General features: G+C 51.1%; 26 protein-coding genes, 1 other RNA gene and 1 pseudogene. 14 read left to right on the top strand and 14 right to left on the bottom strand.

The features are described 5' to 3' along the window. The first annotated feature begins 192 nt into the window (after nt 1–192). Complete coding sequence (gnd, locus tag HMPREF3022_RS09170) at nt 193–1,641, top strand: decarboxylating NADP(+)-dependent phosphogluconate dehydrogenase (RefSeq protein ID WP_049333095.1); 1,449 nt, start codon at nt 193–195, stop codon at nt 1,639–1,641. A gap of 195 nt (nt 1,642–1,836) precedes the next feature. Here gnd and HMPREF3022_RS09165 read toward each other — a convergent pair whose 3' ends face one another. Beyond that, entirely contained in the window at nt 1,837–2,787 is a 951-nt protein-coding gene (locus HMPREF3022_RS09165; RefSeq protein ID WP_049333097.1) for a D-2-hydroxyacid dehydrogenase, read from the bottom strand. A gap of 128 nt (nt 2,788–2,915) precedes the next feature. On the opposite strand from HMPREF3022_RS09165, the gene HMPREF3022_RS09160 reads away from it, so the two are divergent. Together HMPREF3022_RS09160 and dinG are read left to right on the top strand one after the other, a co-directional pair. Beyond that, the gene (locus HMPREF3022_RS09160) at nt 2,916–3,134 is read left to right on the top strand and encodes a DUF2061 domain-containing protein (RefSeq protein ID WP_070826381.1); all 219 of its coding nucleotides are present in this window, start codon (nt 2,916–2,918) and stop codon (nt 3,132–3,134) included. 164 nt (nt 3,135–3,298) lie between these two features. After that, entirely contained in the window at nt 3,299–5,449 is a 2,151-nt protein-coding gene (gene dinG, locus HMPREF3022_RS09155; RefSeq protein WP_049333099.1) for an ATP-dependent DNA helicase DinG, read from the top strand. Between the two features lie 69 nt (nt 5,450–5,518). Here dinG and HMPREF3022_RS09150 read toward each other — a convergent pair whose 3' ends face one another. Further along, nucleotides 5,519–5,974: a GNAT family N-acetyltransferase gene (locus HMPREF3022_RS09150; RefSeq protein ID WP_049333100.1), complete on the bottom strand. Its 456-nt coding sequence runs from the start codon at nt 5,972–5,974 to the stop codon at nt 5,519–5,521. 167 nt (nt 5,975–6,141) lie between these two features. On the opposite strand from HMPREF3022_RS09150, the gene HMPREF3022_RS09145 reads away from it, so the two are divergent. Further along, nucleotides 6,142–6,408, top strand: coding sequence for a DUF3079 domain-containing protein (locus HMPREF3022_RS09145; protein ID WP_003686685.1), 267 nt, complete (start codon nt 6,142–6,144; stop codon nt 6,406–6,408). An 82-nt stretch (nt 6,409–6,490) separates the two neighbouring features. Here the strand turns inward: HMPREF3022_RS09145 and HMPREF3022_RS09140 are convergent, their stop codons facing one another. After that, nucleotides 6,491–6,973, bottom strand: a complete 483-nt coding sequence (locus HMPREF3022_RS09140) for a dihydrofolate reductase (RefSeq protein WP_049333102.1) — start codon at nt 6,971–6,973, stop codon at nt 6,491–6,493. Nucleotides 6,974–7,170: 197 nt separating this feature from the next. Here HMPREF3022_RS09140 and HMPREF3022_RS09135 point away from each other — a divergent pair, with 197 nt between their 5' ends. Continuing rightward, nucleotides 7,171–7,968 carry a factor H-binding protein gene (locus tag HMPREF3022_RS09135; protein WP_070765518.1) on the top strand — a complete coding sequence of 266 codons (798 nt, stop codon included), beginning with the start codon at nt 7,171–7,173 and terminating at the stop codon, nt 7,966–7,968. A gap of 89 nt (nt 7,969–8,057) precedes the next feature. Here the strand turns inward: HMPREF3022_RS09135 and asd are convergent, their stop codons facing one another. After that, nucleotides 8,058–9,173 carry an aspartate-semialdehyde dehydrogenase gene (asd, locus tag HMPREF3022_RS09130; RefSeq protein WP_063076326.1) on the bottom strand — a complete coding sequence of 372 codons (1,116 nt, stop codon included), beginning with the start codon at nt 9,171–9,173 and terminating at the stop codon, nt 8,058–8,060. A 241-nt stretch (nt 9,174–9,414) separates the two neighbouring features. Here asd and HMPREF3022_RS11425 point away from each other — a divergent pair, with 241 nt between their 5' ends. The 4 genes and pseudogenes from HMPREF3022_RS11425 to HMPREF3022_RS09115 all read left to right on the top strand — a co-directional run bounded on the left by HMPREF3022_RS11425 (nt 9,415) and on the right by HMPREF3022_RS09115 (nt 13,289). Next, nucleotides 9,415–9,633 (top strand): hypothetical protein, encoded by a 219-nt coding sequence (locus tag HMPREF3022_RS11425; protein WP_283119069.1) that lies wholly within the window; start codon nt 9,415–9,417, stop codon nt 9,631–9,633. A gap of 19 nt (nt 9,634–9,652) precedes the next feature. Continuing rightward, nucleotides 9,653–11,482 carry a monovalent cation:proton antiporter-2 (CPA2) family protein gene (locus HMPREF3022_RS09125; protein ID WP_070765680.1) on the top strand — a complete coding sequence of 610 codons (1,830 nt, stop codon included), beginning with the start codon at nt 9,653–9,655 and terminating at the stop codon, nt 11,480–11,482. 36 nt (nt 11,483–11,518) lie between these two features. After that, a pseudogene (locus HMPREF3022_RS09120) lies at nt 11,519–11,876 on the top strand (RDD family protein); the annotation flags it as partial. Between the two features lie 90 nt (nt 11,877–11,966). Beyond that, complete coding sequence (locus HMPREF3022_RS09115) at nt 11,967–13,289, top strand: murein transglycosylase A (protein ID WP_070765517.1); 1,323 nt, start codon at nt 11,967–11,969, stop codon at nt 13,287–13,289. Nucleotides 13,290–13,396: 107 nt separating this feature from the next. Here HMPREF3022_RS09115 and rnpB read toward each other — a convergent pair. The 7 genes from rnpB to HMPREF3022_RS09080 all read right to left on the bottom strand — a co-directional run bounded on the left by rnpB (nt 13,397) and on the right by HMPREF3022_RS09080 (nt 17,520). Further along, nucleotides 13,397–13,758: RNase P RNA component class A (gene rnpB, locus HMPREF3022_RS09110), an RNA gene on the bottom strand. Nucleotides 13,759–13,811: 53 nt separating this feature from the next. Next, nucleotides 13,812–14,522 carry a hypothetical protein gene (locus HMPREF3022_RS09105; RefSeq protein ID WP_070606574.1) on the bottom strand — a complete coding sequence of 237 codons (711 nt, stop codon included), beginning with the start codon at nt 14,520–14,522 and terminating at the stop codon, nt 13,812–13,814. Nucleotides 14,523–14,576: 54 nt separating this feature from the next. Continuing rightward, entirely contained in the window at nt 14,577–14,810 is a 234-nt protein-coding gene (locus HMPREF3022_RS09100; protein WP_070765516.1) for a methionine-binding protein, read from the bottom strand. Between the two features lie 13 nt (nt 14,811–14,823). Beyond that, nucleotides 14,824–15,408 carry a Holliday junction branch migration protein RuvA gene (gene ruvA / locus HMPREF3022_RS09095; protein ID WP_049349161.1) on the bottom strand — a complete coding sequence of 195 codons (585 nt, stop codon included), beginning with the start codon at nt 15,406–15,408 and terminating at the stop codon, nt 14,824–14,826. Nucleotides 15,409–15,506: 98 nt separating this feature from the next. Then, nucleotides 15,507–16,226 carry a septal ring lytic transglycosylase RlpA family protein gene (locus HMPREF3022_RS09090; protein ID WP_070765515.1) on the bottom strand — a complete coding sequence of 240 codons (720 nt, stop codon included), beginning with the start codon at nt 16,224–16,226 and terminating at the stop codon, nt 15,507–15,509. A 48-nt stretch (nt 16,227–16,274) separates the two neighbouring features. Continuing rightward, entirely contained in the window at nt 16,275–16,739 is a 465-nt protein-coding gene (gene trmL / locus HMPREF3022_RS09085; protein ID WP_036492475.1) for a tRNA (uridine(34)/cytosine(34)/5-carboxymethylaminomethyluridine(34)-2'-O)-methyltransferase TrmL, read from the bottom strand. Between the two features lie 64 nt (nt 16,740–16,803). After that, nucleotides 16,804–17,520: a ComF family protein gene (locus HMPREF3022_RS09080; RefSeq protein WP_070765514.1), complete on the bottom strand. Its 717-nt coding sequence runs from the start codon at nt 17,518–17,520 to the stop codon at nt 16,804–16,806. Here HMPREF3022_RS09080 and bioH point away from each other — a divergent pair. Together bioH and HMPREF3022_RS09070 are read left to right on the top strand one after the other, a co-directional pair. Continuing rightward, complete coding sequence (gene bioH / locus HMPREF3022_RS09075; RefSeq protein WP_070765513.1) at nt 17,519–18,265, top strand: pimeloyl-ACP methyl ester esterase BioH; 747 nt, start codon at nt 17,519–17,521, stop codon at nt 18,263–18,265. The genes HMPREF3022_RS09080 and bioH overlap by 2 nt on opposite strands. A 60-nt stretch (nt 18,266–18,325) precedes the next feature. Further along, nucleotides 18,326–19,132 (top strand): class I SAM-dependent methyltransferase, encoded by an 807-nt coding sequence (locus HMPREF3022_RS09070; RefSeq protein ID WP_070765512.1) that lies wholly within the window; start codon nt 18,326–18,328, stop codon nt 19,130–19,132. 66 nt (nt 19,133–19,198) lie between these two features. Here HMPREF3022_RS09070 and HMPREF3022_RS09065 read toward each other — a convergent pair whose 3' ends face one another. The 3 genes from HMPREF3022_RS09065 to HMPREF3022_RS09055 all read right to left on the bottom strand — a co-directional run bounded on the left by HMPREF3022_RS09065 (nt 19,199) and on the right by HMPREF3022_RS09055 (nt 21,217). Beyond that, nucleotides 19,199–19,447, bottom strand: coding sequence for a BolA family protein (locus HMPREF3022_RS09065; RefSeq protein ID WP_003686612.1), 249 nt, complete (start codon nt 19,445–19,447; stop codon nt 19,199–19,201). Nucleotides 19,448–19,572: 125 nt separating this feature from the next. Beyond that, a complete protein-coding gene (locus tag HMPREF3022_RS09060; RefSeq protein ID WP_094192864.1) occupies nt 19,573–19,902 on the bottom strand; it encodes an FKBP-type peptidyl-prolyl cis-trans isomerase in 330 nt (109 codons plus the stop codon). Nucleotides 19,903–20,041: 139 nt separating this feature from the next. Then, complete coding sequence (locus HMPREF3022_RS09055) at nt 20,042–21,217, bottom strand: cytochrome-c peroxidase (protein WP_070765511.1); 1,176 nt, start codon at nt 21,215–21,217, stop codon at nt 20,042–20,044. Between the two features lie 395 nt (nt 21,218–21,612). Here HMPREF3022_RS09055 and efeU point away from each other — a divergent pair, with 395 nt between their 5' ends. The 3 genes from efeU (at nt 21,613) to efeB (ending at nt 25,017) form a co-directional block, all read left to right on the top strand. Continuing rightward, nucleotides 21,613–22,437, top strand: a complete 825-nt coding sequence (gene efeU, locus HMPREF3022_RS09050; protein WP_036492490.1) for an iron uptake transporter permease EfeU — start codon at nt 21,613–21,615, stop codon at nt 22,435–22,437. Nucleotides 22,438–22,449: 12 nt separating this feature from the next. Continuing rightward, a complete protein-coding gene (efeO, locus tag HMPREF3022_RS09045) occupies nt 22,450–23,616 on the top strand; it encodes an iron uptake system protein EfeO (protein WP_049333129.1) in 1,167 nt (388 codons plus the stop codon). Nucleotides 23,617–23,751: 135 nt separating this feature from the next. After that, entirely contained in the window at nt 23,752–25,017 is a 1,266-nt protein-coding gene (gene efeB, locus HMPREF3022_RS09040; RefSeq protein WP_049344915.1) for an iron uptake transporter deferrochelatase/peroxidase subunit, read from the top strand. The last annotated feature ends 2 nt before the right edge of the window (nt 25,018–25,019 follow it).

The following is a 25,019-nucleotide window of genomic DNA, read 5'->3' as shown; positions in this document are numbered from 1 at the left end:
CTGTGGCAGCATTCAATATCATCTTCTATTTATTATTTAAAATCTAATTTATAGTTTGTTTTCCCAAAGGCAAAGGCCGTCTGAAACGTAAAGGCATCTTTTCAAAAAATTAAAAAGTTAAGGATTGTTAAAAACGTGTAAATCAGCTAGAGTTACGCTTGATAAAATTAATCAATAACGGAGTTTCACCAAATGAAAGGCGACATTGGCGTAATCGGCCTTGCCGTAATGGGGCAAAACCTGATTCTCAACATGAACGACAATGGTTTTAAAGTTGTTGCATTCAACCGTACGACCAGCAAAGTAGATGATTTTTTAAACGGCGCAGCCAAAAATACCAATATTATCGGCGCATATTCACTGCAAGATCTGGTTGATAAATTAGAAAAACCACGCAAAATCATGATGATGGTTCGTGCTGGCTCTGTTGTTGACGATTTTATCGAGCAACTCGTTCCACTTTTGGACGAAGGAGACATCATTATTGACGGCGGTAATGCCAACTATCCTGATTCCACCCGCCGTACACACGAGCTGGCCGCGAAAGGCATCCGCTTTATCGGTGCCGGTGTATCCGGTGGCGAAGAAGGCGCGCGTCACGGCCCGTCTATCATGCCTGGCGGCGACGAAGCCGCATGGCCCGCCGTCAAACCCATCTTCCAAGCCATTGCCGCCAAAACCCCGCAAGGCGAACCCTGCTGCGACTGGGTCGGCCGCGACGGCGCAGGCCATTTCGTCAAAATGGTGCACAACGGCATCGAATACGGCGATATGCAGTTGATTTGTGAAGCGTACCAATTCATGAAAGACGGTTTGGGCCTGTCTTATGACGAAATGCATCAAATCTTCAACGAGTGGAACAAAACTGAACTGGATTCTTATCTGGTTGAAATTACCGCCGCGATTTTGGGTTACCGAGATGAAAACGGCGAACCTTTGGTCGAAAAAATCCTCGATACCGCAGGTCAAAAAGGCACAGGCAAATGGACCGGCATCAATGCCCTCGATTTGGGTATCCCGTTGACCTTGATTTCCGAAGCCGTATTTGCACGTTGCGTGTCCGCATTTAAAGACCAACGCGCCCAAGCAAACAGCCTGTTTGGCAAAACTATTCCCCCGATTGAAGGCGATAAAGCCGCATGGGTGGATGCTTTGCGCCAAGCCCTGTTGGCATCCAAAATCATTTCTTATGCACAAGGCTTTATGCTCATCCGCGAAGCCAGCGAAAACAACGATTGGGCTTTGAATTACGGCAACACTGCCCTCTTGTGGCGCGAAGGCTGCATCATCCGCAGCGCGTTCTTGGGTAACATCCGCGACGCATACGAAGCCAATCCTGATTTGGTCTTCTTGGGTTCCGATCCTTATTTCAAAGGCGTGTTGGAAACCTGTCTGCCTGCATGGCGTAAAGTAGTCGCCAAAGCGATAGAGTGCGGTATTCCGATGCCTTGCATGGCTTCTGCCATTACCTTCCTTGACGGCTACACTTCCGAGCGTCTGCCGGCCAACCTGCTGCAAGCGCAACGCGACTACTTCGGCGCGCACACTTACGAGCGTACCGACAAACCGCGCGGCGAGTTCTTCCATACCAACTGGACAGGCAAGGGCGGCGATACCGCTTCAACGACATACGATATTTAATTTGCATAGGCAAACAAAAGGCCGTCTGAAATACTCAGACGGCCTTTTTATAGGGTTATCCACAATGAAGAATGAAACGATTTAACCTATTTGATAGATAACTTTATGAAATAAATAAAGATTAATAAAGGCCGTCTGAATATCTCAGACGGCCTTTAAAATTGTTCACAACCTTATCAACAGGTTTTCCATAGCTTAAACCAGATTTTGCGGATTGCCGGCCACGAAGCGGTTGATGTTGTCCAAAAGGATGTCAAACAGGCGGTTGGCGGCCTCTTGGCTTGCCCATGCAATATGTGGCGTGACGATGAGGTTGGGCAGTCGGGCTTTCAGCAGAGGATTGCCGTCGCGCGGCGGCTCTTGTGTCAACACGTCAAAACCTGCCCCGCCGATTTGGCCGTATTTCAACGCGGCAACCAAAGCGGCTTCATCAACCAAGCCGCCGCGCCCGCAGTTGATGAGGATGGCGCCGGGTTTCATTTGTTGCAATTCGGCTTCGCCTATCATGTTTGCCGTTTGCGGTGTAAGCGGACAATTAAGCGACACGACATCGGCGGAGCGGATGGCTTCGTCAAAGGAAACATAGCCGTCGCGGACGCTTTGGGCATGTTTATGTTCGGCGAACACGACATTCATTTTGAAAGCCTGAGCATAAGTTGCCAGCGTTTTACCGATATTGCCGCGACCGAAAATTGCCAGCGTTTTACCGTTTAAATCACGCATCGGTGCGCCGAGGTGGCAGAAAAACGGTGAGTTTTCCCACAAGCCTGCCGCAACGTCGCGCTGGTAGGCAGGCAGGTTGCGCATCAGGGTAATCATCATCATAAACGCGTGTTCCGCCACGGATTCATTGCCGTAAGCGCGGATATTGCACACTGCCGTGCCGTTTTGTTTGGCGGCCTCAACATCCACATTGTTGACGCCTGTCGCGGTAACGGCAACCAGCTTGAGTTGTGGATTTTCGGCAAAGGCTTGGGCGGAAATCACGACTTTGTTGGTAATCACAATGTCCGCACCGCGGATACGCGCCAGCGTTTCGTGCGCTTCGGTTGTGCCGTAGCTGCTTAATGTGTGTGGAAAATCAAATTCAAATGGGCGGTTGACGAGGGTATCGCGGTCAAGGACGACAATTTGGAGCGAATTCATAAAATTCCTATCAAAAATAAAATATCGATTTATAAAATCTAAATAAGGATAAAGGATTTAAAATATACGCGTTAGTTGATAATAATTATTATGTAGTTATTAAAGCATCAATGTATCAGGAAAACAAAATGATTAAAACCATTACATTTGCTATTTTGCATTTCAGCGTCGCATTTAGTGTCGCCTATATTCTGACCGGCAGTATCGGCGTTTCCAGCGCGGTGGCTTTGGTCGAACCCATCGTCAATACCGTCGTCTTTTATTTTCACGAAAAAGCGTGGAACCGCTACGAGAAAAACAAATCCGAGAAGCAAAAATTGTGGGTGCCTCTGCATCAGTGCGGCTAAAGTTTCAGACGGCCTTTTGCTTGATTAAAACCGATTATGGTTTTTCGGTTTAGCCATCGCCATCAAAATGCCAAACCCTAAAATAGAGTAAGACTTTACGAAGGCTTCATGAAGGTAAAAATGCTAAAATACGCTATTCTTGCAAACCCATTCAGACGGCCTCAATGCTCACCGATTTAGAAAAAAACGCCATCCGCGACCATTACCAAAATATCGGCAAAAACCTGCCCGGTTTCCGTCCGCGCGCTTCGCAGCGGGAAATGATTGCAGCGATTGCCAACGCTTTTTCGCGGACGTTGACGCGCGAAGAAGGCGGCGAGCCGCCCAAGCGAGAGGGTGAGAGCATTGCCGTGATCGAAGGGCCGACCGGCGTGGGCAAATCACTTGCCTATCTGCTGGCGGGCGGCATTATGGCGCAGACGCGCGGCAAGCGGCTGATTGTGAGCAGCGCGACGGTTGCCTTGCAGGAGCAGTTGGTTGACCGCGACCTGCCGTTTTTGGTGGAAAAAAGCGGTTTGGAACTGACCTTCGCGCTTGCCAAAGGGCGCGGCCGCTATCTCTGCCCCTACAAACTCTACCAACTCACGCAAAGCAACGCCCAGCAAAACCTGCTCGGCTTTGAAGCTCCCGCTGTGTTGTGGGACAGCAAACCCAAGCCCGAAGAATTAAAGCTGCTGCGCGACATTGCCGATGAATTTTCCGCCCGCCGTTTTAATGGCGACCGCGATGCTTGGCCGGAAAAAATCGATGACGCGATTTGGCTCAAAGTTACCAACGACCGCCACGGCTGCCTGAAATCCGCCTGTCCCAACCGTGCGGAATGTCCGTTTTACCTGGCGCGAGATGTCTTGGAAACCGTCGATGTCGTCGTTGCCAACCACGATCTTCTGCTTGCCGACATCAGCATGGGCGGCGGCGTGATTCTGCCTGCGCCCGAAAACAGTTTCTATTGCATAGACGAAGCGCACCACCTGCCCAAAAAAGCCCTCAGCCGCTTTGCCGCCGAACATTCATGGAATATTGCCGTTTGGACACTGGAAAAACTGCCGCAGCTGACCGGCAAAATTGCCGCGCTTACCGATAAAGCCGAACTTGCCAACCTTGCCGACGAAGCTGCCACATCCTTACTCGACAGCCTGCATGAATGGCAGTTTCACTTAGCGGAAGAGCCGTCTTTAAGTCTGGGGTCGTCTGAAAACGACAGGCGGAAACACAACGAACCGACTTGGTTGTGGGAAGACGGCAAAATCCCCGAAGGCCTAGAAACCACAGTTTCCAATACAGCCATTGCTGCGCGCAGCCTGCTCAAACACGTTATCGGGCTGAACGATGCGCTTTCCGCCGCGCGCCGCGAAAAAGAGCAGGACGGCGCACTCCTCGACCGCCTGACCAGCGAGTTCGGCCTTTTTATCGCCCGTATCGAACAAATCAGCGCGGTTTGGGATTTGCTCTCCACCGTTCCCATTGAGGGCGAAGAGCCGTTGGCGAAATGGATAACCCGCCGTGCCGACGACAAAAACGACTATATTTTCAACGCCAGCCCCATCAGCAGCGCATCCCACCTTGCCAACAACCTGTGGCGGCGCGCGGCAGGTGCGGTGTTGACTTCGGCCACCCTGCAATCGCTCGGCAGCTTCAACCTGATTTTGCGCCAAACCGGCCTGCTGTGGCTGCCCGAAACCACCACGCTTGCTTTGGAAAGCCCGTTTAATTTCGATACGCAAGGCGAGCTGTATATTCCGCCGGTTCATGCCAGCCCCAAAGACCCTGATGCACACACGGCTGCTATTGTCGAATGGTTGCCGAAGCTGGTTTCGCCGGTTGAAGCCATCGGCACGCTAGTGTTGTTTTCCTCGCGCAAGCAAATGCAGGATGTCGCCTTGCGCCTGCCTGACGAATACTTGCCGCTTCTGCTTGTGCAGGGCGAGTTGCCCAAGGCCGTTCTTTTACAAAGGCATCATCAAGCTATTGCCGAAGGCAAAGCCAGCATTGTTTTCGGCCTCGACAGTTTTGCCGAAGGCCTCGACCTGCCCGGCACGGCCTGCGTACAAGTCATTATTGCCAAGTTGCCGTTTGCGATGCCGGACAACCCCATCGAGAAAACCCAAAACCGTTGGATTGAACAACGCGGCGGCAATCCTTTTATCGAAATTACGGTGCCCGAAGCCAGCATCAAATTAATCCAAGCCGTCGGCCGCCTTATCCGTACCGAACAGGATTACGGCCGCGTGACCATCCTCGACAACCGCGTCAAAACGCAACGCTACGGCCAACAATTATTGGCCTGTTTGCCGCCGTTTAAACGGATAGGGTAGTTGTGGATTGTTCAAAAGGTAAAGGCCGTCTGAAACCAAATATTCAGACGGCCTTTTATTCTTTTCAAGCTATAAATCCAATTTCATGACGGATACGGTTTCTCCGTTGTGCCAAGTCTGTGTGATTTCTTTCCAGCCGAACTTTTCATACACGGCCTGCACATCCGGCGTATAGAGAAACAGATGCGGCAAACCCAATTCGCGCGCTTTATCCAGACAAAACGAAACCAGCTGCCTGCCTACGCCCAAACCGCGAAACTGCGGCAAAACGAACACATCGCCCAGCCAATATTCGTATTCAGGAAAACACGCCATATCAAACCGCTTCAATGCCGCCGAACCCATCAGCCGCCCTTCGTTATCCACAGCCGCAAACGCCAGTGGCAAGTTATCCCCATAGAGGCACTGCGCGTAATACGCACGGATTTTTTCCAGAGACGACCACGGCGCAAAATCGTGCCATTCCTCAAACAGCGCGAGGGCTAAAGGCTCGACAAATTCAGGCTTCAGACGGCATATGTTCATATTAGGTCCTCTTGTTGTACCGCGTAGGGATAATTTTTACAGTATAGGCCGTCTGAAAGGTTAACACATCTTAAAAAATCAGCGTAAAACACGATAAACCCGCCGCCAGCCCCATTCAAATCACTTATAATTCTGCCCGTACCGCACACAAACAAAAGAAGAACACCATGGCCAAGAAATTTCCCATTTTCCCGAAAAATCCCGAGCGTATCTGCTGGGGTTGCGACAAATACTGCAAAGAAGACGATTTGCAATGCGGCAACGGTTGCGAACGCATCCAACACCCCATCGAGTTGGACGGCCGCGACTGGTATAAAAAAGGCGACTGGAGCAATTTGTTGAGCGAAGAGCAGCAAATCGAACTTGGACTGAAAGAAGCGCCCAAGCCGGCCAAACCGCATATCAAGCTGCCTTTGAAAAACAAAACGGCTTAAACGGTATGCCGTAAACAAACGAAATAAAAAGGCCGTCTGAAACCTGAAAAACAGGGTTTCAGACGGCCTTTGCACTGTCGGATTATGCCTTCACATAATGCACAAACGCGTATTCAATGCCTTTGGCGGAAACATGGTTTTCCCGAGAGGCTTCTTGCCATGTTTCTGTGGAAAACTCAGGAAAAAACGCATCGCCGTCCACATCCAAACCGACTTCGGTCAAACGCAAATCGGTGGCAATCGGCAGGGCTTGTGTATAAATTTGCGCGCCGCCCATGATGATGACTTCTTCAACCCCCTGACACAAAGCCAGCGCATCTTCCAAAGAAGCCGCCGTTTGCGCGCCTTCGGCCTGATAATCTTGGCGAGTGATGACGATATTTTGACGGCCGGGCAGCGGTTTGCGCGGCAGAGATTCCCATGTTTTGCGGCCCATAATGACGGGTTTACTGGTGGTGTAGGATTTGAAGAAGGCAAAATCCTCAGGCAAATGCCAAGGCATGGTGTTGTTGATGCCGATACAGCGGCGGGCGGCGTAGGCGGCGATAAGGGTGATTTTCGGCATGATGAAATCCGTTTGCAAAATAAAATGATTATAGCGGAAGGGAGGCGGGAAGGACTGAATGCCCGATATTCTAAAAATGTTTCAATATTTATAAAATCAATATTCAGAATGCTTAATTTTGACAAAAATCATTTATTGTTCATTTTTTTAGGTATATGATAAATATCATACCAAATAAAAAAGGAAAGGAAAAAATGATGAGAACCCTCCGTATTTCTGCTTTGACTGTTTCCCTGTCTTTGATGTTGGCTGCCTGCGGCGGCGCAACAAGCGGCTTGTCGAATGCCGTGACCGAGCCGCTCAATCCGCATCCGAAAGGCGTGTTGTCCGTTGAATTGAACGAATCCGTCCCTGAAAACGGTACGTTGGAGCTGACGGCTAACGGTAAAACGCAAACCCTGCAAAAAGGCGGCAAACTCGATACCGGCTTTTTGAAAACCGATAAATTATCCTCTTATGACTACGCCCAAAAAATTAAGGTAAACGGTCAAGTCATCACTTTGGAAACGGGCGACTTCCAAGTGTATAAACAAAATTATTCCACTGTTGCCGCGCGTTACGCCAAACAAAAAGCCGATGACGCAGGCAAGCTGCAAAACCTCGATACATACACATTCACCGTCGGCGAAGTCCAAGGCGATGAAACAGCGTATCGCAATTTGCCCAAACAAGGCAGCTATCAGTATTCGGGTATTGCGTTTAATGGCGACGACCGCAGCGGCCGTCTGAAATACACCGTAGATTTCGATAAAAAACAAGGTTACGGCAAAATCAGCAGCATGGCTTCCCACAATAATGTCGACCTGCTTGCCGCAGGCATTGGCAATAACAACGGCAAAGCCGCCATCAGCGGTAAAACCAGTTTGAACGGTATTGAAAACGGCCGTTATGATTTGAAACTCTTCGGCCCGCAGGCTGAAGAAATTGCCGGTAAGGCGCAAATTAAAGTTGGCGATTCCACCAAAGAAATCGGTTTGGCCGGTAAAAAAGAATAGGAAAAAGGCCGTCTGAAAGGTTCAGACGGCCTTGTTATTATTCAAAAAAGCAATGGCTCAAACCGTTGCATTTTTCATGCCAACCTAAATTACAGGCTGCCCAAGATAATGCGCAATACGCGGCGCAACGGCTCGGCAGCGCCCCACAAGAGTTGGTCGCCGACAGTGAACGCGCTGATGTATTCGCCGCCCATCTCCAGTTTGCGGATACGACCGACAGGAACAGACAGTGTGCCGGTAACTTTGGCAGGCGTCAGCTCGTGAATGCTGGCTTCTTTTTCGTTGGGGATGACTTTCACCCAATCGTTTGCACCTGCCAAGATGGCTTCGATTTCAGAAACAGGCAGGTCTTTTTTCAGCTTCAGGGTGAGGGCTTGGCTGTGGCAGCGCATAGAGCCGATGCGTACGCACAAGCCGTCAATCACGGTCGGATTGTCGCTGCGACCGAGGATTTTGTTGGTTTCCACGCCGCCCTTCCATTCTTCTTTGGACTGGCCGTTGCCCAAGTCTACGTCAATCCACGGAATCAGGCTGCCGGCGAGAGGTACGCCGAAGTTGGCTTTCGGATAGTCTTCGCTGCGCAGGAAATCGGACACTTTGCGGTCGATGTCGAGGATCGCGCTGGAAGGATCGGCAAGCTCGTCTGCCACTTTGGCGTGAATCGCGCCCATGCCGCTGATGAGTTCGCGCATATTTTTCGCACCCGCGCCGGAAGCGGCTTGGTAGGTCATGCTGGTTGCCCATTCGACCAAATCGTTTTGGAACAGGCCTCCCAAAGCCATCAACATCAGGGAAACGGTACAGTTGCCGCCGATGTAGTTTTTCACGCCGTTTTTGAGGCCGTTGTCGATGACGTTGCGGTTGACAGGATCGAGGACGATAATCGCGTCGTCTTTCATGCGCAGGGAAGAAGCCGCGTCAACCCAGTAGCCGTTCCAGCCGCTGTCGCGCAGGGGTTGGAAGACGGATTTGGTGTAATCACCACCCTGACAGGTAACGATGATGTCCATTTTTGCCAATTCGGCAACATCGTTGGCATCCAACAATGTTTTGGCTGCCTGACCGAAATCAGGGGCAGCTCCGCCGACGTTGGAAGTGGTAAAGAAAAACGCTTCGGGAATGTGGGCGAAGTCGTTTTCTTCTTTCATACGCTGCATCAAAACAGAGCCGACCATACCGCGCCAGCCGACAAAACCTACTTTCATGTGTTACTCCTTACAAAGAAAATCCGGATAAGTTTATAGTGCATTAACAAAAATCGGAACGGCATCGCCTGCCGCTTTGTTCAGACTTTTGTTAACCCACTATAAAAAAGGGGAAAACAAACGTTTTAACGCCGTCTGCGGAAAATGTAAAGGTTTTTATCGAAATTTTTTAGAATGATGGAAAAATAGGTTAAGATGGTAATGAAATTGCATCTCATTAAATAGCACAGAGGAAGATTAAATGAGCGAAATCAATTTGTCGGATTTGCCTAAAACAGAAATAGTAGATGTCCATATTGCTTCGCCGGGAGCGAGGGTTGCGGCATATTTGTTGAATAATTTGTTTAATGTTTTGATATGGGTACCATTCATTGTGATGGTAGTTTTCACTTTTGATGAAAGCAAAGAATTAGTTTCGGAGTCTTCTCTTTCTAACTATGCGGTCTTTTTTTATATTTAAAATATTTGAGGAGTTAACTATGGCTGCGGAAGGAGCGGGTGATCTCATCCGGGTTGTAGCCCTATTGGGGGCTGCAGTTGTTGCTGTGCCGCTATTCAAACGTATCGGATTAGGTTCTGTATTAGGTTATTTAGCAGCAGGATTAGTTATTGGGCCTTTTGGATTGCATATTATCAATGATCCACAAGCGATTATTCATCTTGCTGAATTTGGCGTCGTGATGTTTTTATTCGTGATTGGGCTTGAAATGAAGCCTTCTCATCTTTGGAGTTTACGTCGTCAGATTTTTGGATTAGGTAGCTTGCAGGTTGTCATTTCTGCGGTACTGATGACCGTTGTTGCGACTCAATTTGGCTTATCTTGGGAAGTCGCTTTTGTTTGTTCATCGGGTTTTGTTTTAACGTCAACAGCAATTGTGATGCAGGTGCTTGGGGAACGAAAAGCACTTTCAACAAAACCGGGTCAAAAAATTGTTTCAATTCTATTATTTGAAGACTTGCTGATTGTACCTTTATTAGCGGTGATTACATTCTTATCACCTTTTGAACGTGAATCTCAAATCGTTTGGTGGCAGTCTGCGCTTATTGCGATGGTGGCATTAGGGACGTTGGTTTTCATTGGGCGTTTTATTCTAAATCCAGTCTTCAAAATTCTCGCAAACTCTAAAGCACGCGAAGTGATGACAGCTGCTGCACTCTTTGTTGTATTAGGTTCGGGGTTATTAATGGAAGAAGCCGGGCTTTCGATGGCAATGGGCGCTTTTATGGCGGGAGTCATGTTATCTGAGTCGTCTTTCCGTCATCAACTTGAAGCCGATATCGAGCCTTTCCGTGGCTTGTTACTTGGTCTTTTCTTCCTTGGTGTGGGAATGTCATTAAATCTCGATGTGGTTATTGAAAACTGGTCATTGATTTTATTGGGTGTGATTTCTCTCATGCTCACAAAAGGTCTCTGTATTTACTTGGTTGCTCGCGTAGCAAAAAGCTCACATAAAACCGCATTGGAACGAGCATTTTTAATGGCTCAAGGTGGGGAGTTTGCATTTGTCTTATTTGCTGCTGCTACAGCAGAAGGCGTGATAGATCAAACCATAAATGCGAATATGACAGCGATTGTTGTGCTTTCGATGGTGTTTACACCGATTATATTAATTCTTTATGAAAAACTGATGCCTAAACCGAAGACAGATGATATTCAGCCAGATGAAATTGATGAACAGCATCCAATCTTAATTCTGGGGATGGGGCGTTTCGGACAGATAGTGAATGATTTACTGCGATTAAGTGGTTACGATACCACCGTCGTAGATTTAGATCCTTCCATGATTAAAGGCTTTAATGATTACGGAATAAAATCCTATTTTGGTGATGCTTCTCGTCCAGAATTTTTAATTGCAGCAGGATTGGAAAAGGCTGATTTACTTGTTGTAGCGATCAATAATCCGGCGCAAGCAAATCAAATCGTCCATTTTGCTCGAGAAATTAATCCTCGCATAAAAATCATCGCACGAGCATTCGATCGTTTTGATACCTTCGCACTATATCAAGCGGGAGCTGATGATGTGATTCGTGAAACCTTTGATTCAGCAGTCCGAGCAGGTAAACGAGCACTTATCAATTTAGGCATGGCCCCTAAAATGGCAAAAGCAGTCAGTCAATATTATTTTGACGCAGATCGCCATGAAGTGGCCTTAATGTCGCAAGTTTATGATCCTGACAAAGGCATATTTAAAAATCCAGCTATGGTTGATATTGCTCGTGAATGCGATCAAAAAATGGCAGAGAATATTCAAGAGATTCTTTTAAGTACTGAACCTAAGTATGAAGAATTAGAAGAGCATGAAGCTTAAAATGCAACAAATACCTCTGAATATTTTGTCATAACATTTTTTATTTCTTTGGCTGTCTATTTGGTTTTTGGTATCTTCCAACTGTATTACATGAGCCGGGACGGTCAGTCTTTAGGTAAAAAAATTATGGGCATTCGGGTGTTAAAAAGTGACGGGAGCAATCCAGGTTTTGGTGGTACGGTTTTGATACGCGAAGTGGCTTGGTCATTTATTGTCGGTATTATAGTCATTGCAGTAATGTTGGCAGTAAATGACACGCACGGGTGGAAACCTGATTTCTCTGCTTATAGCCTTCATCAACTTCATCATGCTCTTTTCCGTCAAACGCGACCGCCGCACGCTCTATGATATGCTGGCCGATACGGTTGTCGTCAAATTGCCACCGCGCCGATAAATGGCTTTTTTGTGTTAAAATCAGCACTTTCCAACATAGGCCGTCTGAAAAAATAGCTTTCAGACGGCCTTTCGACACGCTATTGATTCCATGAAAAAACATCTGTACCGCATTACGCTCGTCAGCATTGCCGCGGCCATTCTTGCCGCCTGTCCGAGCAAAAGCATTAAAAATCTTCCTGAAACCGACACCAGCGTTATCAAAGGCCCCGACCGCCCCACTGGTACGCCCGATCCCGTCGGTACGACAGTGAGCGGGGGAGGAGCAAACTACACCGTAGTTTCCTACAACGAATTGCCGCACTGGGACCTCCAACACTTTACCAAAAGCCTGCAGTCTTTCCGTTTAGGCTGTGAAAAGCTTAAAAACCGCCAAGGCTGGCAGGACGTTTGTATCCAAGCCATGCAAACACCGGTGCACCATTTCCAAGCCAAGCACTTTTTCGAGCGCTATTTCACCGCATGGCGCGTCGATAACGGCGGCAATCCTGCCGGCACCATTACCGGCTATTACGAACCGGTCCTGCGCGGCGATGACAAATCCACGAGCCAATCCCGTTTTCCTATTTACGGCATTCCGAACGATTTTGTTTCCGTTCCGTTGGCTGCAAACTTGAGGGGCAGCAAAGCCACCGTCCGCATCCGCCAAACCGGCCCAAACAGCGGCGTCATCGACAACAGCGGCACATACACGGCCGACTTGTCCAGATTCCCGATTACAGCACGCAGCACCGCGCTGAAAGGCCGTTTTGAAGGCAGCCGTTTCGTTCCTTACTACACCCGCAGCCAAATCAACGGCGGCGCGCTTAACGGCAAAGCGCCGATTTTGGGTTATGCAGATGATCCGGTCGAACTTTTCTTTATGCACATTCAAGGTTCAGGCCGTCTGAAAACGCCGTCCGGCAAATACATCCGTGTCGGATTTGCCGATAAAAACGAGCATCCGTATGTTTCCATCGGCCGCTATATGGCGGACAAAGGCTATCTGCCGCTGGGTCAGACCAGTATGCAGGGCATCAAGGCCTATATGAAGCAAAACCCTGGTCGCCTTGCCGAAGTTTTGGGGCAAAACCCAAGCTACGTTTTCTTCCGCGAGCTGACCGGCAGCGGCGATTCCGGCCCGGTGGGCGCATTGGGTACGCCGTTGATGGGCGAATACGCCGGTGCCATTGACCGCCACTACATCACGCTTGGCGCACCGTTATTTGTCGCCACTGCCCATCCGATCACCAAAAAAGCCCTCAACCGCCTGATTATGGCGCAAGACACCGGCAGCGCGATTAAAGGCGCGGTCCGTGTGGATTATTTCTGGGGCTATGGCGACGAGGCAGGCGAAGTGGCCGGCAAAATGAAAACCACCGGCTATGTATGGCAGCTTCTGCCCAACGGCATGAAACCGGAATACCGCCCATAAACAGCGGTTTTAAAAAAGGCCGTCTGAAACCAAGATTCAGGTTTCAGACGGCCTTTTTATTTCGATAAAAATGCGGCAGGTTTTTAAAACCTGCCGCGGTATGGGGACATACAGCTCGGACGGTAAGCCGGGTTCTGTCGCGGACAGTCATTCCTCTAGGCACATCATTGCTGGTGTGCTCAAGCAACCTACCCGAACGCTCGGCGAGCAGCGTCATCGCGTTCTGTTTGGTCTTGCTCCGAATGGGGTTTAGCCTGCTGCGCTTTGTTACCAAATGCACGGTGCGCTCTTACCGCACCTTTTCACCCTTACCTGTTTTGCCCGAAGGCAATCATCGGCGGTATTGCTTTCTGTTCCACTTTCCGTCGCGTTGCCGCGCCCGGCCGTTAGCCGGCATTCTGCTCTGTGGAGCCCGGACTTTCCTCCCCGTATGCCTTACGCGATACGCGGCGACTGTCTGTCCGACCTGTATGAGGTGCGGATTATAACACAGCCGCCATAAGGTTCAGACGGCCTAAATATTTATTTTTTCTTTTTAAATGCTATTTCGGTCAAACCCAATTCCTGTGCTTTTTTGCGGACTGCGGATTCGGGCATTTCGCGTGCCAGGCGGCTGGTGCAGTATTCGGTCATGGTGGTGGCGCAGGCTTTGAAGTTGCCGGTAAAGTCGCTGGCGGCACTCAAAAACGGGATGAGGCGGCCGGCCATGATTTCTTCGGCCGGTGCGTCTGTTTGGGCGGATACGCGTCCGGACTCGACCGCCGAGAAGATTTGTTCGGTAAAGCGTCGGGCGAAGTTTTCTTCTGTTTGGCAGTCTTGGAATGCGGTGTTTTCATGTTGGCAGACGAGGGTAACTTCGCCTTCTGCTTCTTGCAGCGGTTCGGCCAAATCGAGTTTGAGGGTTTGCTTGTCGGTTTGCAGCCAGGCGGTGCGGCCTTGGGTTTTGATGATTTTGCCATAAACGCCGATGGCATCGTTTTGGGGGATGTTTTTCTGTTCGGCAAGTTGCTGGGCCGAGAATAAGGGGGCTTGTTCGGCAAATGCGCCGCCGGTTTCGTGTTTGAAGTAGGCGGCGAGGTCTTGTTTGATGAGGGCTTGGGTCAGCAGTTTTTCGCCTTCGGTCAGGCGGTGTGCGAAGCCGTGTGTTTTGGGGGCGGATGCGGCATCCGTGGTGGTCTTGGTGTCCGGTGTGCAGGCGCTCAGGAGTAAAAGCAGGGGAAGGATGTATTTCATGGTTGGTCTCTCAACAGGCCGTCTGAACCTATGGTTTCAAACGGTCAGCGTTGTTTATCGATAACGATAAATTCGGCGGGGATAAACGGGATAGGCCGGGTAATTGCGGACGGGTTCGCTGTCTTGATAGATGACGGTCGTCCCGGGCGGGGCGTTGATGGTCACGGTTTTGTTGACGGTGGTTTGCGCGTGGACGGGCAGATCTAAGACGGCGGTGCGCCCGTACGGAGTCTCGGTATAAACGCACGCGCTTAGAAGCAAGGCGGCACTCAGGACGGCGGTTTTCATGTTTCAGACGGCCTTATTTGAGCAGGTTTTTTAAGGCCAGGCGCACGCCTTCGCCGACTTCCGTACCTTTGGGAATGCCCTTGGTGGCGGCTTTGGCTTCGCGTTCGTTGTAGCCGAGGGCAAGCAGGGTGTTGATGATGTCTTGGCTTTCGTCGGCAACGGCATCAGGGGCAAACAGGCCGTCTGAAACGGTATGGGACACGAGTTTGCCGCGCAGTTCCAACACCATGCGCTCGGCGGTTTTTTTGCCGATGCCGGGGGCGGAGGAGAGGCGTTTGACGTCTTCTTCAGCGACGGCTTGCGCCAGCTCGTCGGCATTCATGGCCGACAAGATACCCAATGCGGTTTTGGCACCGATGCCGCTGACTTTGACCAGTTGGCGGAAGGTGGCGCGTTCCTCGGCCGAGGCGAAACCAAACAGCAAATGCGCGTCTTCGCGGATGACAAGCTGGGTGTAGAGATGGACGGTTTCGCCAACGGGAGGCAGGTTGTAGAAAGTCTGCATAGAAACGTCGGCTTCATAACCGACGCCGTTGACGTCGATAACGACCTGCGGCGGATTTTTCTCAATCAATTTGCCTGTGAGCCTGCTGATCATGGTGTTCCCCTGTGATTAAAAAAGGCCGTCTGAAACCTTGCAATCGGGTTTCAGACGGCCTTGTATTGTATCAAACTTCAGCGCTAACGCGGACGAAATCAGATGGCGGATACCAGGTTCAAATGACGGGCGCGTTCGCCTGCTTCAGCGGCACGTTCTTGGCTGCTGAACGGACCCATTTTGACAACGTATTCGTAGTTGCGTTTTTCCAGCATGACTTTGCTGTCTGACGGCAGGCTTTGTGCGGCTTGGTTCAGATAAGCCTGTGCTTCGCGTTGGGTACCGAAGGATTTCAAATCAACAAAAAATTCTTTGTTGTTTGGGGAAACAATGGTTTGAGCGGCGGTTTGGCCGGGGATGATTTGTTCAACTTTGACGTTGGCCGTGCCTTGGTTGATGAAACCCAATTGTTGGGCGGCGGCGCGGGAAACATCGATGACGCGGTTGCCATGGAAAGGGCCGCGGTCGTTGACACGGACGATGACGCTTTTGCCGTTTTGTATATTGGTCACGCGCGCGTAGCTGGGAATAGGGAGGGTTTTGTGGGCGGCGGAGAGGGCGTTCATATTGTAACGCTCGCCGCTGGAAGTTTTATGGCCGTGGAATTGGTTGCCGTACCATGAGGCTTTGCCGGTTTGGCTGAAAGAGGAAACTTGGGTCAGCGGCGTGTAGCGTTTGCCGGCAACTTTGTAACTGCGGTTGGCAGAAGGATGCAGTTTTTCGACTCGGACCACGCTGTCGGCAACAGCGGCATTGATGGAAAGGACGCCGATGGTGGCGGCGGCTAAGGAAAGGAGGGTTTTTTTGGTAAAAGTCAAAACGGGTTCCGTTCTTGAGTTGATAACGCAGCGGTTTCAGACGGCCTGCTATACGCCGCCGGCAAAACCGTTTTGTCGCCATGCTTCAAACAGAATCACGGCGACGGTATTGGAAAGATTCATGCTCCTGCTGCCGGGCATCATCGGCAGGCGGATTTTTTGTCCGGCAGGCAGGCTGTCGAGAATCTCGGCAGGCAGGCCGCGCGTTTCGGGACCAAACAGCAACACGTCGCCTTCGCGGAAGGAAACTTCGTCGGGGCGGGTAGAGCCTTTGGTGGTCAGCGCGAAAATGCGGCGGCCTTCGAGTGCCTTGAGGCAGTCTTCGAAATTCTCATGTACCGTCAGTTTGGCAAACTCGTGATAATCCAAGCCCGCGCGTTTCATTTTGGACGAATCCAGAGGAAAACCAAGCGGCTTGACCAAGTGCAAATCGGCACCGGTATTGGCGCACAGGCGGATGATATTGCCCGTATTGGGCGGGATTTCGGGTTGGTACAAAACTATGGTAAACATATAAATCAATCACTTATAGAGTGGCATAATGCCGAAATGTTCCATGGGTGTCAAAAACTTTAAGCTATTTTTTCATTGGCGGACGCGCCAAGCTCCAGCAAAAAATCTTACCTGCGCCTGATTTTTTCAGCGTTTTCGCCAATTCGTCCAAAGTCGAACCGGTGGTAAAGACATCGTCAATTAACAGAATATTACACGCCTTCGGCAATTCGGCTTTGATTTTAAATGCATTCTTGATATTTCGCCGACGTTCGTCGCTTTTCAGCGTACTTTGCGGCTCGCCGTGCCGTCTGAAAACCGCGTGGCGCGGCAGCAGCGTCCAGCCGTAGCGTTTCGCCAAAATATCCGTCAACGCCTCGCTTTGGTTGAATCCGCGCTTGAGCCGCCGCTCTTTGCTCAAAGGCATGGGTAGGACGAAATCGAAGTGTTCCGTTGCCAGCCAGTCCGGTGCGTTTTGGCACATTAAATCCGCCAACGGACGGCTCATACCCAAGTCGGCCAAGTGTTTCAGCTCGCGTATCATGCTGCTGACGGGCGGTTCGTAATACAGCGAGGCCCACATTCTATCAAATGCGGGCGGCTTTTTCTGACAACTGCCGCACACTGCTCCACCCGCGACATGGCGGAAACACAAAGGGCAGCTTTGTGCCGCGTCGATAAAATATTCCGTCAAATCGTTTGCGCAGCCTCGGCAAAGGCCGTCTGAAACGGAATCGTGGCATAATACGCAACGTCGCGCATCGAGCCGTTTCAAATTGCGCCACCAAGAAAGAACATTCATGCCACACTCCGCCAAAAAAGTTTATCTGATACACGGTTGGGCGGCGAACCGCCATGTATTCGACGATTTGATACCGCGCCTGCCTGCCGGTTGGGACGTCCGCGCGCTTGATTTGCCCGGACACGGCGATGCGCCTTTTACCGAGCCGTTTGATATTGCCGCCGTTGCCGAAGCCTTCGCCGGACAAATCGACACGCCGGCACACATTCTCGGCTGGTCGCTGGGCGGATTGGTTGCCCTGTATCTGACCGCGCTTTATCCCGACAAAATCCAATCGCTCTGCCTGACGGCAAGTTTTGCCCGATTGACTGCCGACACGGATTATCCCGAAGGCTTGGCGCAACCTGCCTTGGGCAAGATGGTCGGCGCATTCCAGCAGGATTATGCCAAACATATTAAACAGTTTCTACAACTGCAACTGCTGCACACACCGCATTCCGGCGAAATCTTAAACCGGGTGCTGCCCGATTTGGCGCGCTGCGGCACGCCTTCCGCCTTACAGGCCGCGCTTGAAGCGGTCAACCATGCCGACGCGCGTCCGTTGTTGCCGCTTATTCAAACGTCGTCATTGCTGGTGTTTGGACAGAAAGACGCCATTACGCCGCCGCGCATGGGCGAATATTTACACCGCCATTTGAGCAACAGCGAGCTGGTCCTTATCGACAAAGCCGCACACGCGCCCTTTTTGAGCCATGCCGACGAGTTTGCCGAAACCTACCGCAATTTTGTCGAAAAGGCCGTCTGAAACAGCCTTCAACCATAAAAACAGAATATTGTCGGGCAAAGCCCGCTGACACGACCCACCATGACCGAACAAGACAAACGCTGGCAGATTCACCGCCATCTCGCCCAAGACACCGACGAGCGCCTACAGCTGGTCCGCAATGCACCCAAACGCATCATGCTGATTGGTGCCGATGCCGACATCAGCCGCAGCCTGCTGGCCGCGCGTTATCCCGACGCCGTGTTTGAAGAATACGATCCGAATGCCGACTTTTTGAAAACCGCCGCCGCCGCGCGCAAAGGCGGTTTCTGGCAGAAGCTGACCGGCAAAACCATTCCGCAACATTGCCAAGCCCTGACCACGCCGCTGCCTGAAGCCGCCGCCGATATGCTGTGGGCCAACCTCAGCCTCAGCCGCGCCGACGATATTTTGCCGGTATTGAAAAACTGGGCCGCTGCTTTGAAAACCGACGGATTATTATTTTTCACGCACTTTGGCCGCGACAGCCTGAGCGAGCTGACAGGCCGTCTGAACCATGAAGGCATCGAATGCGAAGCACCCACGCTGATTGATATGCACGACTTGGGCGATATGCTCGCCGACAACGGCTTTTACGATCCGGTAACCGACACGGCCAAGCTTGAGTTGAGCTATAAAAAAGCCGGGACGTTTTGGCAGGACATGGAAACCTTGGGATTATGGAATGCGTTGAAGTTCAGCAATCCGCAAGCGGCAAAGGAATGTGTGGATAAGATTTTTGCCAACGAAGGCCGTCTGAACATCACGCTTGAAACTGTGTACGGCCATGCCGTGAAAAAATTGGTGTTGCCGCAAGGGGAGAACGTGGTGCAGTTTTTTCCGAAAAAACAGATGCAGGCCGGAAGCTGAGGCTGCTTGGGTTTGAATGCAAAAAGGCTGTCTGAAGTTTCAGACGGCCTTTTGTTTGATTCCGAATTAAGCCTGTTTGGCCGCCCATTCGGCCGGCGTGGCGGCAACGGAAATCGACAGCGCGTGCAATTCGTTGCTTTCGAGTTGCGGCTTGAGGCCGTCTTTAATCAGGCGGTGGCGGGCGAGGCGGGCTTTGCCTTCAAATGAGGAGGAAACGATTACGGCGAAGAAGTGATGGCCGTCGCCTTCGACTTCGACGTGTTCGCAAGGGGTAACGCCTTCAATCAGGGTTTTGACTTGTTCGGGTAAAAGCATGGGGGTTCCTTGGGAAATGGTTTGCTTGTAAAAGAGGGCATTATACCGAATCTTGATAAAAACAGGCCGTCTGAAAACCAAACTTCGGGTTTCAGACGGCCTCGGCCTTTGGAAGCGTCAAATGCTTATTCGTACACTTTCAGCAGCTCGACTTCAAAAATCAAAGTCGCGTGCGGAGGAATCACGCCGCCGGCACCGTGTGCGCCGTAGCCCATTTCGGAAGGAATGGTCAGCTTGCGTTTGCCGCCTTCTTTCATGCCGCCGAAGCCTTCGTCCCAACCTTTAATTACTTGGCCGACGCCCAGAGTGATGGTCAGCGGTTGACGGCGGTCGAGGCTGGAGTCGAATTTGGTACCGTCTTCCAACCAGCCGGTGTAATGTACGGTGATTTCTTTGCCTTTGACGGCTTCTTTGCCGTGGCCTTCTTGCAAGTCTTCAATAATCAGGCTCATGATGTTCCTTTCGGATGTATGGTGAAAATCGGCTCAAGATTACCATATTGTGTGGAATCGTGAAACAAATGCGCCCATATGGCCGGCAACAAAAAGGCCGTCTGAAACGGATTTTCAGACGGCCTTTGTTTTGTGCTAAACCTTATTTGTTGTCAGGTTGGGATTTGACATCGTGGGAGATGGGCAGCTCAGGCATGGTTCGGGCAGACTCCGGAACATTGCCGGAGAGGGCTTTCAAGAAGGCAACGATGTTTTCAGTGTCTTCCGGAGCCAGGGTTTTACCCAATTGCGCTTTCGCCATGATGTTGACGGCTTTATCCAGTTCCCAAACGCTGCCGTTGTGGAAGTATGGGTAGGTGCGCTCAACGTTTCTCAAGCCGGGAACGCGGAAGAAGAATTCGTCTTCGGCTTTTTTGGTTACGTCCGCACGGCCTTTGTCGTGTTTAGGATCGTCGATGTGTTTCCAGTAAGGACCGTCCACCAAACCGAATTTTTGGAACATGGTACCGCCCAAGTTGACACCACTGTGGCAGGACATACAGCCGTTGTCCATAAATGCGCGTACGCCTTTGCGTTCTTGTTCGCTCAGGGCCGATACGTTGCCTTTGAGGTAGTCGTCCCAACGGGTCGGGGTCAGCAGGGTGCGTTCAAATGCGCCCAATGCGGCGGTGATGTTTTTGAAGGAAACCGCGCCGTCTTCAGGGAATGCGGCTTTGAATTTCTCTTGGTATTCGGGAATGCCGGCGATTTTGGCGGCGGCATCGGCTTCGGTCGCGTTGGCCATTTCAACCGGGTTGAGCAATGGGCCGCCGGCTTGTTCTTCCACATCGGCGGCACGGCCATCCCAGAATTGGCTGCCCAACAAGGCGGCATTCAGGGCAGTCGGGGGGTTACGGGCGCCGAATTGGCTTTTGTGGCCCGCGCTGGTCGGCATGTTGTCCACGCCGGCCGTTGCCAAGTTGTGGCAGGAGTTACAGCTGACAGTGTTGCCTTTGGACAGGCGGGTTTCGTACCAAAGTTGTTGGCCGAGTTTGACCTGCTCTTCGGTAAACGGACGGATTTTTTGCATTTCGGCCGCATCAGGCAAAGGTTTGAACACGGCTTGCGCGCGTTCCAACAGGGCTTTGTCTTCGGCAGAAACATCGGCGGAATTTTGAGGGGCTGAAACGGCGGCGGTGCTTGCGACAGCATCGGCAGTGCTCGCGGCAGAAGCCGCTTGAGGGGTTTCGGTTGTTTGAGCCGTTTTCTCGCCGCAGGCGGTCAGCGCGGCAGAAACGGCCAAAGCCAAAGCGATTTGGTGGAGTTTTAAACGTGGCATAGGAGGGTTTCTTTGTTATGCGTTTGTTATGTCATGGATTGCTGATTGCACCAGCAATATGCCAACTATAAAAGATAAGGCGGTTTTAATTTTTGTTGTAAATCAACCTTTTAAATTTGATAAATTCTGAAAATATCACTGATAGGGAAATTTATACTATGGAACTTTTTTATTATTTATTTACAATTGCTTAGATAAATTAAGGCCGTCTGAAAAAATAAAATTCAGACGGCCTTATTCAGACGGCCTTTTAGTTTTTATTGATTACGTCCGTTATTTTATTTTAAAAAATCTTAATAAATATGGGGTTATTAAAAAATAAAAATAATTTGCGTTATTAAGCATAAAGCGTTATAAATGCGTTAACAAATGAACATTTCACTTTAGAGTTTTTTATGCTGATTGCTTTATTGATTATGCTGCGCGAGGGCATCGAAGCCGCCCTGATCGTCGGCATTGTTGCCAGTTTTTTGAAACAGTCGGGACACAGCGAGCTGATGCCGAAGGTTTGGCTGGGCGTGTTTTTGGCTTCGGTCATGTGTTTGGGTATTGGTTACGGCATTCATTCCGCTACCGGCGAGATTCCGCAAAAAGAACAGGAATTGGTGGTCGGCGCCATCGGCCTGGTGGCTGTGGCGATGCTGACGTACATGATTTTGTGGATGAAGAAGGCCGCGCGTTCGATGAAACAGCATCTTCAGGATTCTGTTCAGTCGGCCTTAAACCGCGGCAGCGGCCAGGGTTGGGCCTTGGTCGGCATGGCGTTTTTGGCTGTGGCGCGCGAAGGTTTGGAGAGTGTGTTTTTCCTGCTGGCCGTGTTCCAGCAAAGCCCGACGTGGTCTATGCCGATAGGCGCGGTATTGGGGCTGTTGGTGGCGGTTGTCATCGGTACGCTGATTTATCAGGGCGGTATGCGCCTGAACTTGGCGAAGTTTTTCCGTTGGACGGGCGCGTTTTTGATTGTGGTGGCGGCCGGTCTGCTGGCCGGTTCGTTTCGCGCGCTGCATGAGGCCGGCGTATGGAATGTGATGCAGGATATTGCTTTCGATACATCGAAATATTTGCATGAAGACAGCCCTTTAGGCGTGCTGCTCGGCGGTTTCTTCGGCTATACCGACCACCCGACCGAAGGCGAAGTCCTGATTTGGCTGCTGTATCTGGTTCCCGTCATGATTTGGTTTTTGCGCGGCAGTGCGCCGGCAAAAACGTTAACTAAATAAAAAGGAATGAAAATGAAAAAATTCAATCTAACTGCTTTGTCCGTAATGTTGGCTCTGGGTTTGACCGCGTGTCAGCCGCCTGAAGCCGAAAAAGCCGCGCCTGCCGCTTCAGGCGCATCCGCTGCCGCCAATGCCGACGGTTCGGTCAATATCGGTGTGAACGATACTGCCTGCGAACCGATGGAATTGACCGTCCCCAGCGGCCAAGTCGTGTTCAACATTAAAAACGACAGCGGCCGCAAGCTGGAATGGGAAATCCTGAAAGGCGTGATGGTGGTGGACGAGCGTGAAAACATCGCCCCGGGTTTATCCGACAAAATGACCGTTACCCTACTGCCGGGCGAATACGAAATGACTTGCGGCCTGTTGACAAATCCGCGCGGTAAGCTGATTGTTACCGACAGCGGCTTCAAAGACACTGCCAACGAAGCGGATTTGGAAAAACTGTCCCAACCGCTCGCCGACTATAAAGCTTACGTTCAAGGCGAGGTTAAAGAGCTGGTGGCGAAAACCAAAACCTTTACCGAAGCCGTTAAAGCCGGCGACATTGAAAAGGCCAAATCCCTGTTTGCCGCCACCCGCGTCCATTACGAACGTATCGAACCGATTGCCGAGCTTTTCAGCGAACTCGACCCCGTCATCGATGCGCGTGAAGACGACTTCAAAGACGGTGCGAAAGATGCCGGGTTTACAGGCTTCCACCGTATCGAACACGCCCTTTGGGTAGAAAAAGACGTATCCGGCGTGAAGGAAATTGCAGCGAAACTGATGACCGATGTTGAAGCCCTGCAAAAAGAAATCGACGCATTGGCATTCCCTCCAGGCAAAGTGGTCGGCGGCGCGTCCGAACTGATTGAAGAAGTGGCCGGCAGCAAAATCAGCGGCGAAGAAGACCGTTACAGCCATACCGACTTGAGCGACTTCCAAGCCAATGTGGAAGGCTCCAAAAAAATCGTTGATTTGTTCCGTCCGCTGATCGAAGCCAAAGACAAAGCGTTGTTGGAAAAAACCGATGCCAACTTCAAACAGGTTGAAGACATTTTGGCGAAATACAAAAAACAAGACGGCTTCGAGCTGTACGACAAACTGAGCGAAGAAGACCGCAAAGCCCTGCAGGCGCCGATTAATGCCTTGGCAGAAGATTTGGCCAAACTGCGCGGCATTTTGGGTTTGAAATAAGATAACGCGTTTTCAGACGGCCTTTGGATATTGAAAGGCCGTCTGAATCTTATTGTCGTCCACACAAAATATGCTTGAAAACCAACCTTACTTCACACGATTGCAATCTTTCCGTTCCCTGCCAAGGAGCAGACCATGAGCCAAAACAAACAACCGGCACAACCCGAAAAACGAACCCTTTTCAAAACTGCCCTTGCCGCCGGTGCCATCGGCGTTGCCGGTTATTTTGCCGGTAAAAAACAAGGCGAAGCCGCCGCCGAGACCCAAAACAACCAACATTCCGAGCTGGCCTATCCGTGTTATGGCGAGCATCAGGCAGGCATCGTCACGCCACACCAGCTCTTCGGCATCATGTGTGCCTTTGACGTTACCGCCAAAGACGCCAAACAACTTGAAAACCTGTTCCGCGCCCTGACCGCCCGCATCGAATTCCTCACCCAAGGCGGCGAATACCAAGACGGCGACGACAAACTCCCGCCTGCGGGCAGCGGCATCCTCGGCAAACAATTCCGCCCCGACGGGCTGACAGTTACCGTCGGCGTCGGCAGCAGCCTCTTTGACGACCGCTTCGGCCTCAAAGACAAAAAGCCGAAACACCTACAAGAAATGCGCGACTTCCCTAATGACAAACTCCAAAAATCTTGGTGCGATGGCGACCTCAGCCTACAAATTTGCGCGTTTTCCCCTGAAACCTGTCAAGCCGCCCTGCGCGACATCATCAAAAACACCGCCCAGTTTGCCGTCATCCGCTGGAGCATAGACGGTTGGCTCCCTAAAGCCGAACCCGGCGCCATTGCCGCGCGCAATCTTTTAGGTTTCCGCGACGGCTCAGGCAATCCCAAAGTCGAAGATCCCAAAGTCGCCGATCAAGTCCTGTGGACGGGCGTTGCCGCCAACAGCTTGGACGAACCGGCATGGGCGAAAAACGGCAGCTATCAGGCCGTCCGCCTCATCCGTCACTTTGTCGAGTTTTGGGACCGCACCCCGATGCAGGAACAAACCGATATTTTCGGCCGGCGCAAATACAGCGGCGCGCCCATGGACGGTAAAAAAGAGGGCGACACCGCCGATTTCGCCAAAGACCCCGACGGCAAAATCACGCCCAAAGACAGCCATATGCGCCTTGCCAATCCGCGCGATCCTGAGTTCATGAAAAAACACTTGCTCTACCGCCGCGCCTTCAACTACTCGCGCGGCCTCGCCGCCAACGGCCAGCTCGATGTCGGCTTGGTGTTTATCTGCTATCAGGCCAACCTTGCCGACGGTTTCATCTTCGTGCAAAACCTGCTCAACGGCGAGCCGCTGGAGGAATACATCAGCCCATTTGGCGGCGGCTATTTCTTCGTCCTGCCGGGTGTCGAAAAAGGCAGCTTCCTCGGCAAAGAACTTTTGGGCGTATAAAT

The sequence above is a fragment of the Neisseria sp. HMSC065C04 genome (assembly GCF_001815375.1).
Classification (GTDB): domain Bacteria; phylum Pseudomonadota; class Gammaproteobacteria; order Burkholderiales; family Neisseriaceae; genus Neisseria; species Neisseria flavescens_D.
This window is presented reverse-complemented; position numbering and strand designations above follow the sequence as displayed.

Bases quoted from the DNA above. Each gene is read 5' to 3' on its own strand.
- gnd (WP_049333095.1), top strand. From the start codon at position 193: ATGAAAGGCGACATTGGCGTAATCGGCCTTGCCGTAATGGGGCAAAAC.
- HMPREF3022_RS09165 (WP_049333097.1), bottom strand. From the start codon at position 2,787: ATGAATTCGCTCCAAATTGTCGTCCTTGACCGCGATACCCTCGTCAAC.
- HMPREF3022_RS09160 (WP_070826381.1), top strand. From the start codon at position 2,916: ATGATTAAAACCATTACATTTGCTATTTTGCATTTCAGCGTCGCATTT.
- dinG (WP_049333099.1), top strand. From the start codon at position 3,299: ATGCTCACCGATTTAGAAAAAAACGCCATCCGCGACCATTACCAAAAT.
- HMPREF3022_RS09150 (WP_049333100.1), bottom strand. From the start codon at position 5,974: ATGAACATATGCCGTCTGAAGCCTGAATTTGTCGAGCCTTTAGCCCTC.
- HMPREF3022_RS09145 (WP_003686685.1), top strand. From the start codon at position 6,142: ATGGCCAAGAAATTTCCCATTTTCCCGAAAAATCCCGAGCGTATCTGC.
- HMPREF3022_RS09140 (WP_049333102.1), bottom strand. From the start codon at position 6,973: ATGCCGAAAATCACCCTTATCGCCGCCTACGCCGCCCGCCGCTGTATC.
- HMPREF3022_RS09135 (WP_070765518.1), top strand. From the start codon at position 7,171: ATGAGAACCCTCCGTATTTCTGCTTTGACTGTTTCCCTGTCTTTGATG.
- asd (WP_063076326.1), bottom strand. From the start codon at position 9,173: ATGAAAGTAGGTTTTGTCGGCTGGCGCGGTATGGTCGGCTCTGTTTTG.
- HMPREF3022_RS11425 (WP_283119069.1), top strand. From the start codon at position 9,415: ATGAGCGAAATCAATTTGTCGGATTTGCCTAAAACAGAAATAGTAGAT.
- HMPREF3022_RS09125 (WP_070765680.1), top strand. From the start codon at position 9,653: ATGGCTGCGGAAGGAGCGGGTGATCTCATCCGGGTTGTAGCCCTATTG.
- HMPREF3022_RS09115 (WP_070765517.1), top strand. From the start codon at position 11,967: ATGAAAAAACATCTGTACCGCATTACGCTCGTCAGCATTGCCGCGGCC.
- HMPREF3022_RS09105 (WP_070606574.1), bottom strand. From the start codon at position 14,522: ATGAAATACATCCTTCCCCTGCTTTTACTCCTGAGCGCCTGCACACCG.
- HMPREF3022_RS09100 (WP_070765516.1), bottom strand. From the start codon at position 14,810: ATGAAAACCGCCGTCCTGAGTGCCGCCTTGCTTCTAAGCGCGTGCGTT.
- ruvA (WP_049349161.1), bottom strand. From the start codon at position 15,408: ATGATCAGCAGGCTCACAGGCAAATTGATTGAGAAAAATCCGCCGCAG.
- trmL (WP_036492475.1), bottom strand. From the start codon at position 16,739: ATGTTTACCATAGTTTTGTACCAACCCGAAATCCCGCCCAATACGGGC.
- bioH (WP_070765513.1), top strand. From the start codon at position 17,519: ATGCCACACTCCGCCAAAAAAGTTTATCTGATACACGGTTGGGCGGCG.
- HMPREF3022_RS09080 (WP_070765514.1), bottom strand. From the start codon at position 17,520: ATGAATGTTCTTTCTTGGTGGCGCAATTTGAAACGGCTCGATGCGCGA.
- HMPREF3022_RS09070 (WP_070765512.1), top strand. From the start codon at position 18,326: ATGACCGAACAAGACAAACGCTGGCAGATTCACCGCCATCTCGCCCAA.
- HMPREF3022_RS09065 (WP_003686612.1), bottom strand. From the start codon at position 19,447: ATGCTTTTACCCGAACAAGTCAAAACCCTGATTGAAGGCGTTACCCCT.
- HMPREF3022_RS09055 (WP_070765511.1), bottom strand. From the start codon at position 21,217: ATGCCACGTTTAAAACTCCACCAAATCGCTTTGGCTTTGGCCGTTTCT.
- efeU (WP_036492490.1), top strand. From the start codon at position 21,613: ATGCTGATTGCTTTATTGATTATGCTGCGCGAGGGCATCGAAGCCGCC.
- efeO (WP_049333129.1), top strand. From the start codon at position 22,450: ATGAAAAAATTCAATCTAACTGCTTTGTCCGTAATGTTGGCTCTGGGT.
- efeB (WP_049344915.1), top strand. From the start codon at position 23,752: ATGAGCCAAAACAAACAACCGGCACAACCCGAAAAACGAACCCTTTTC.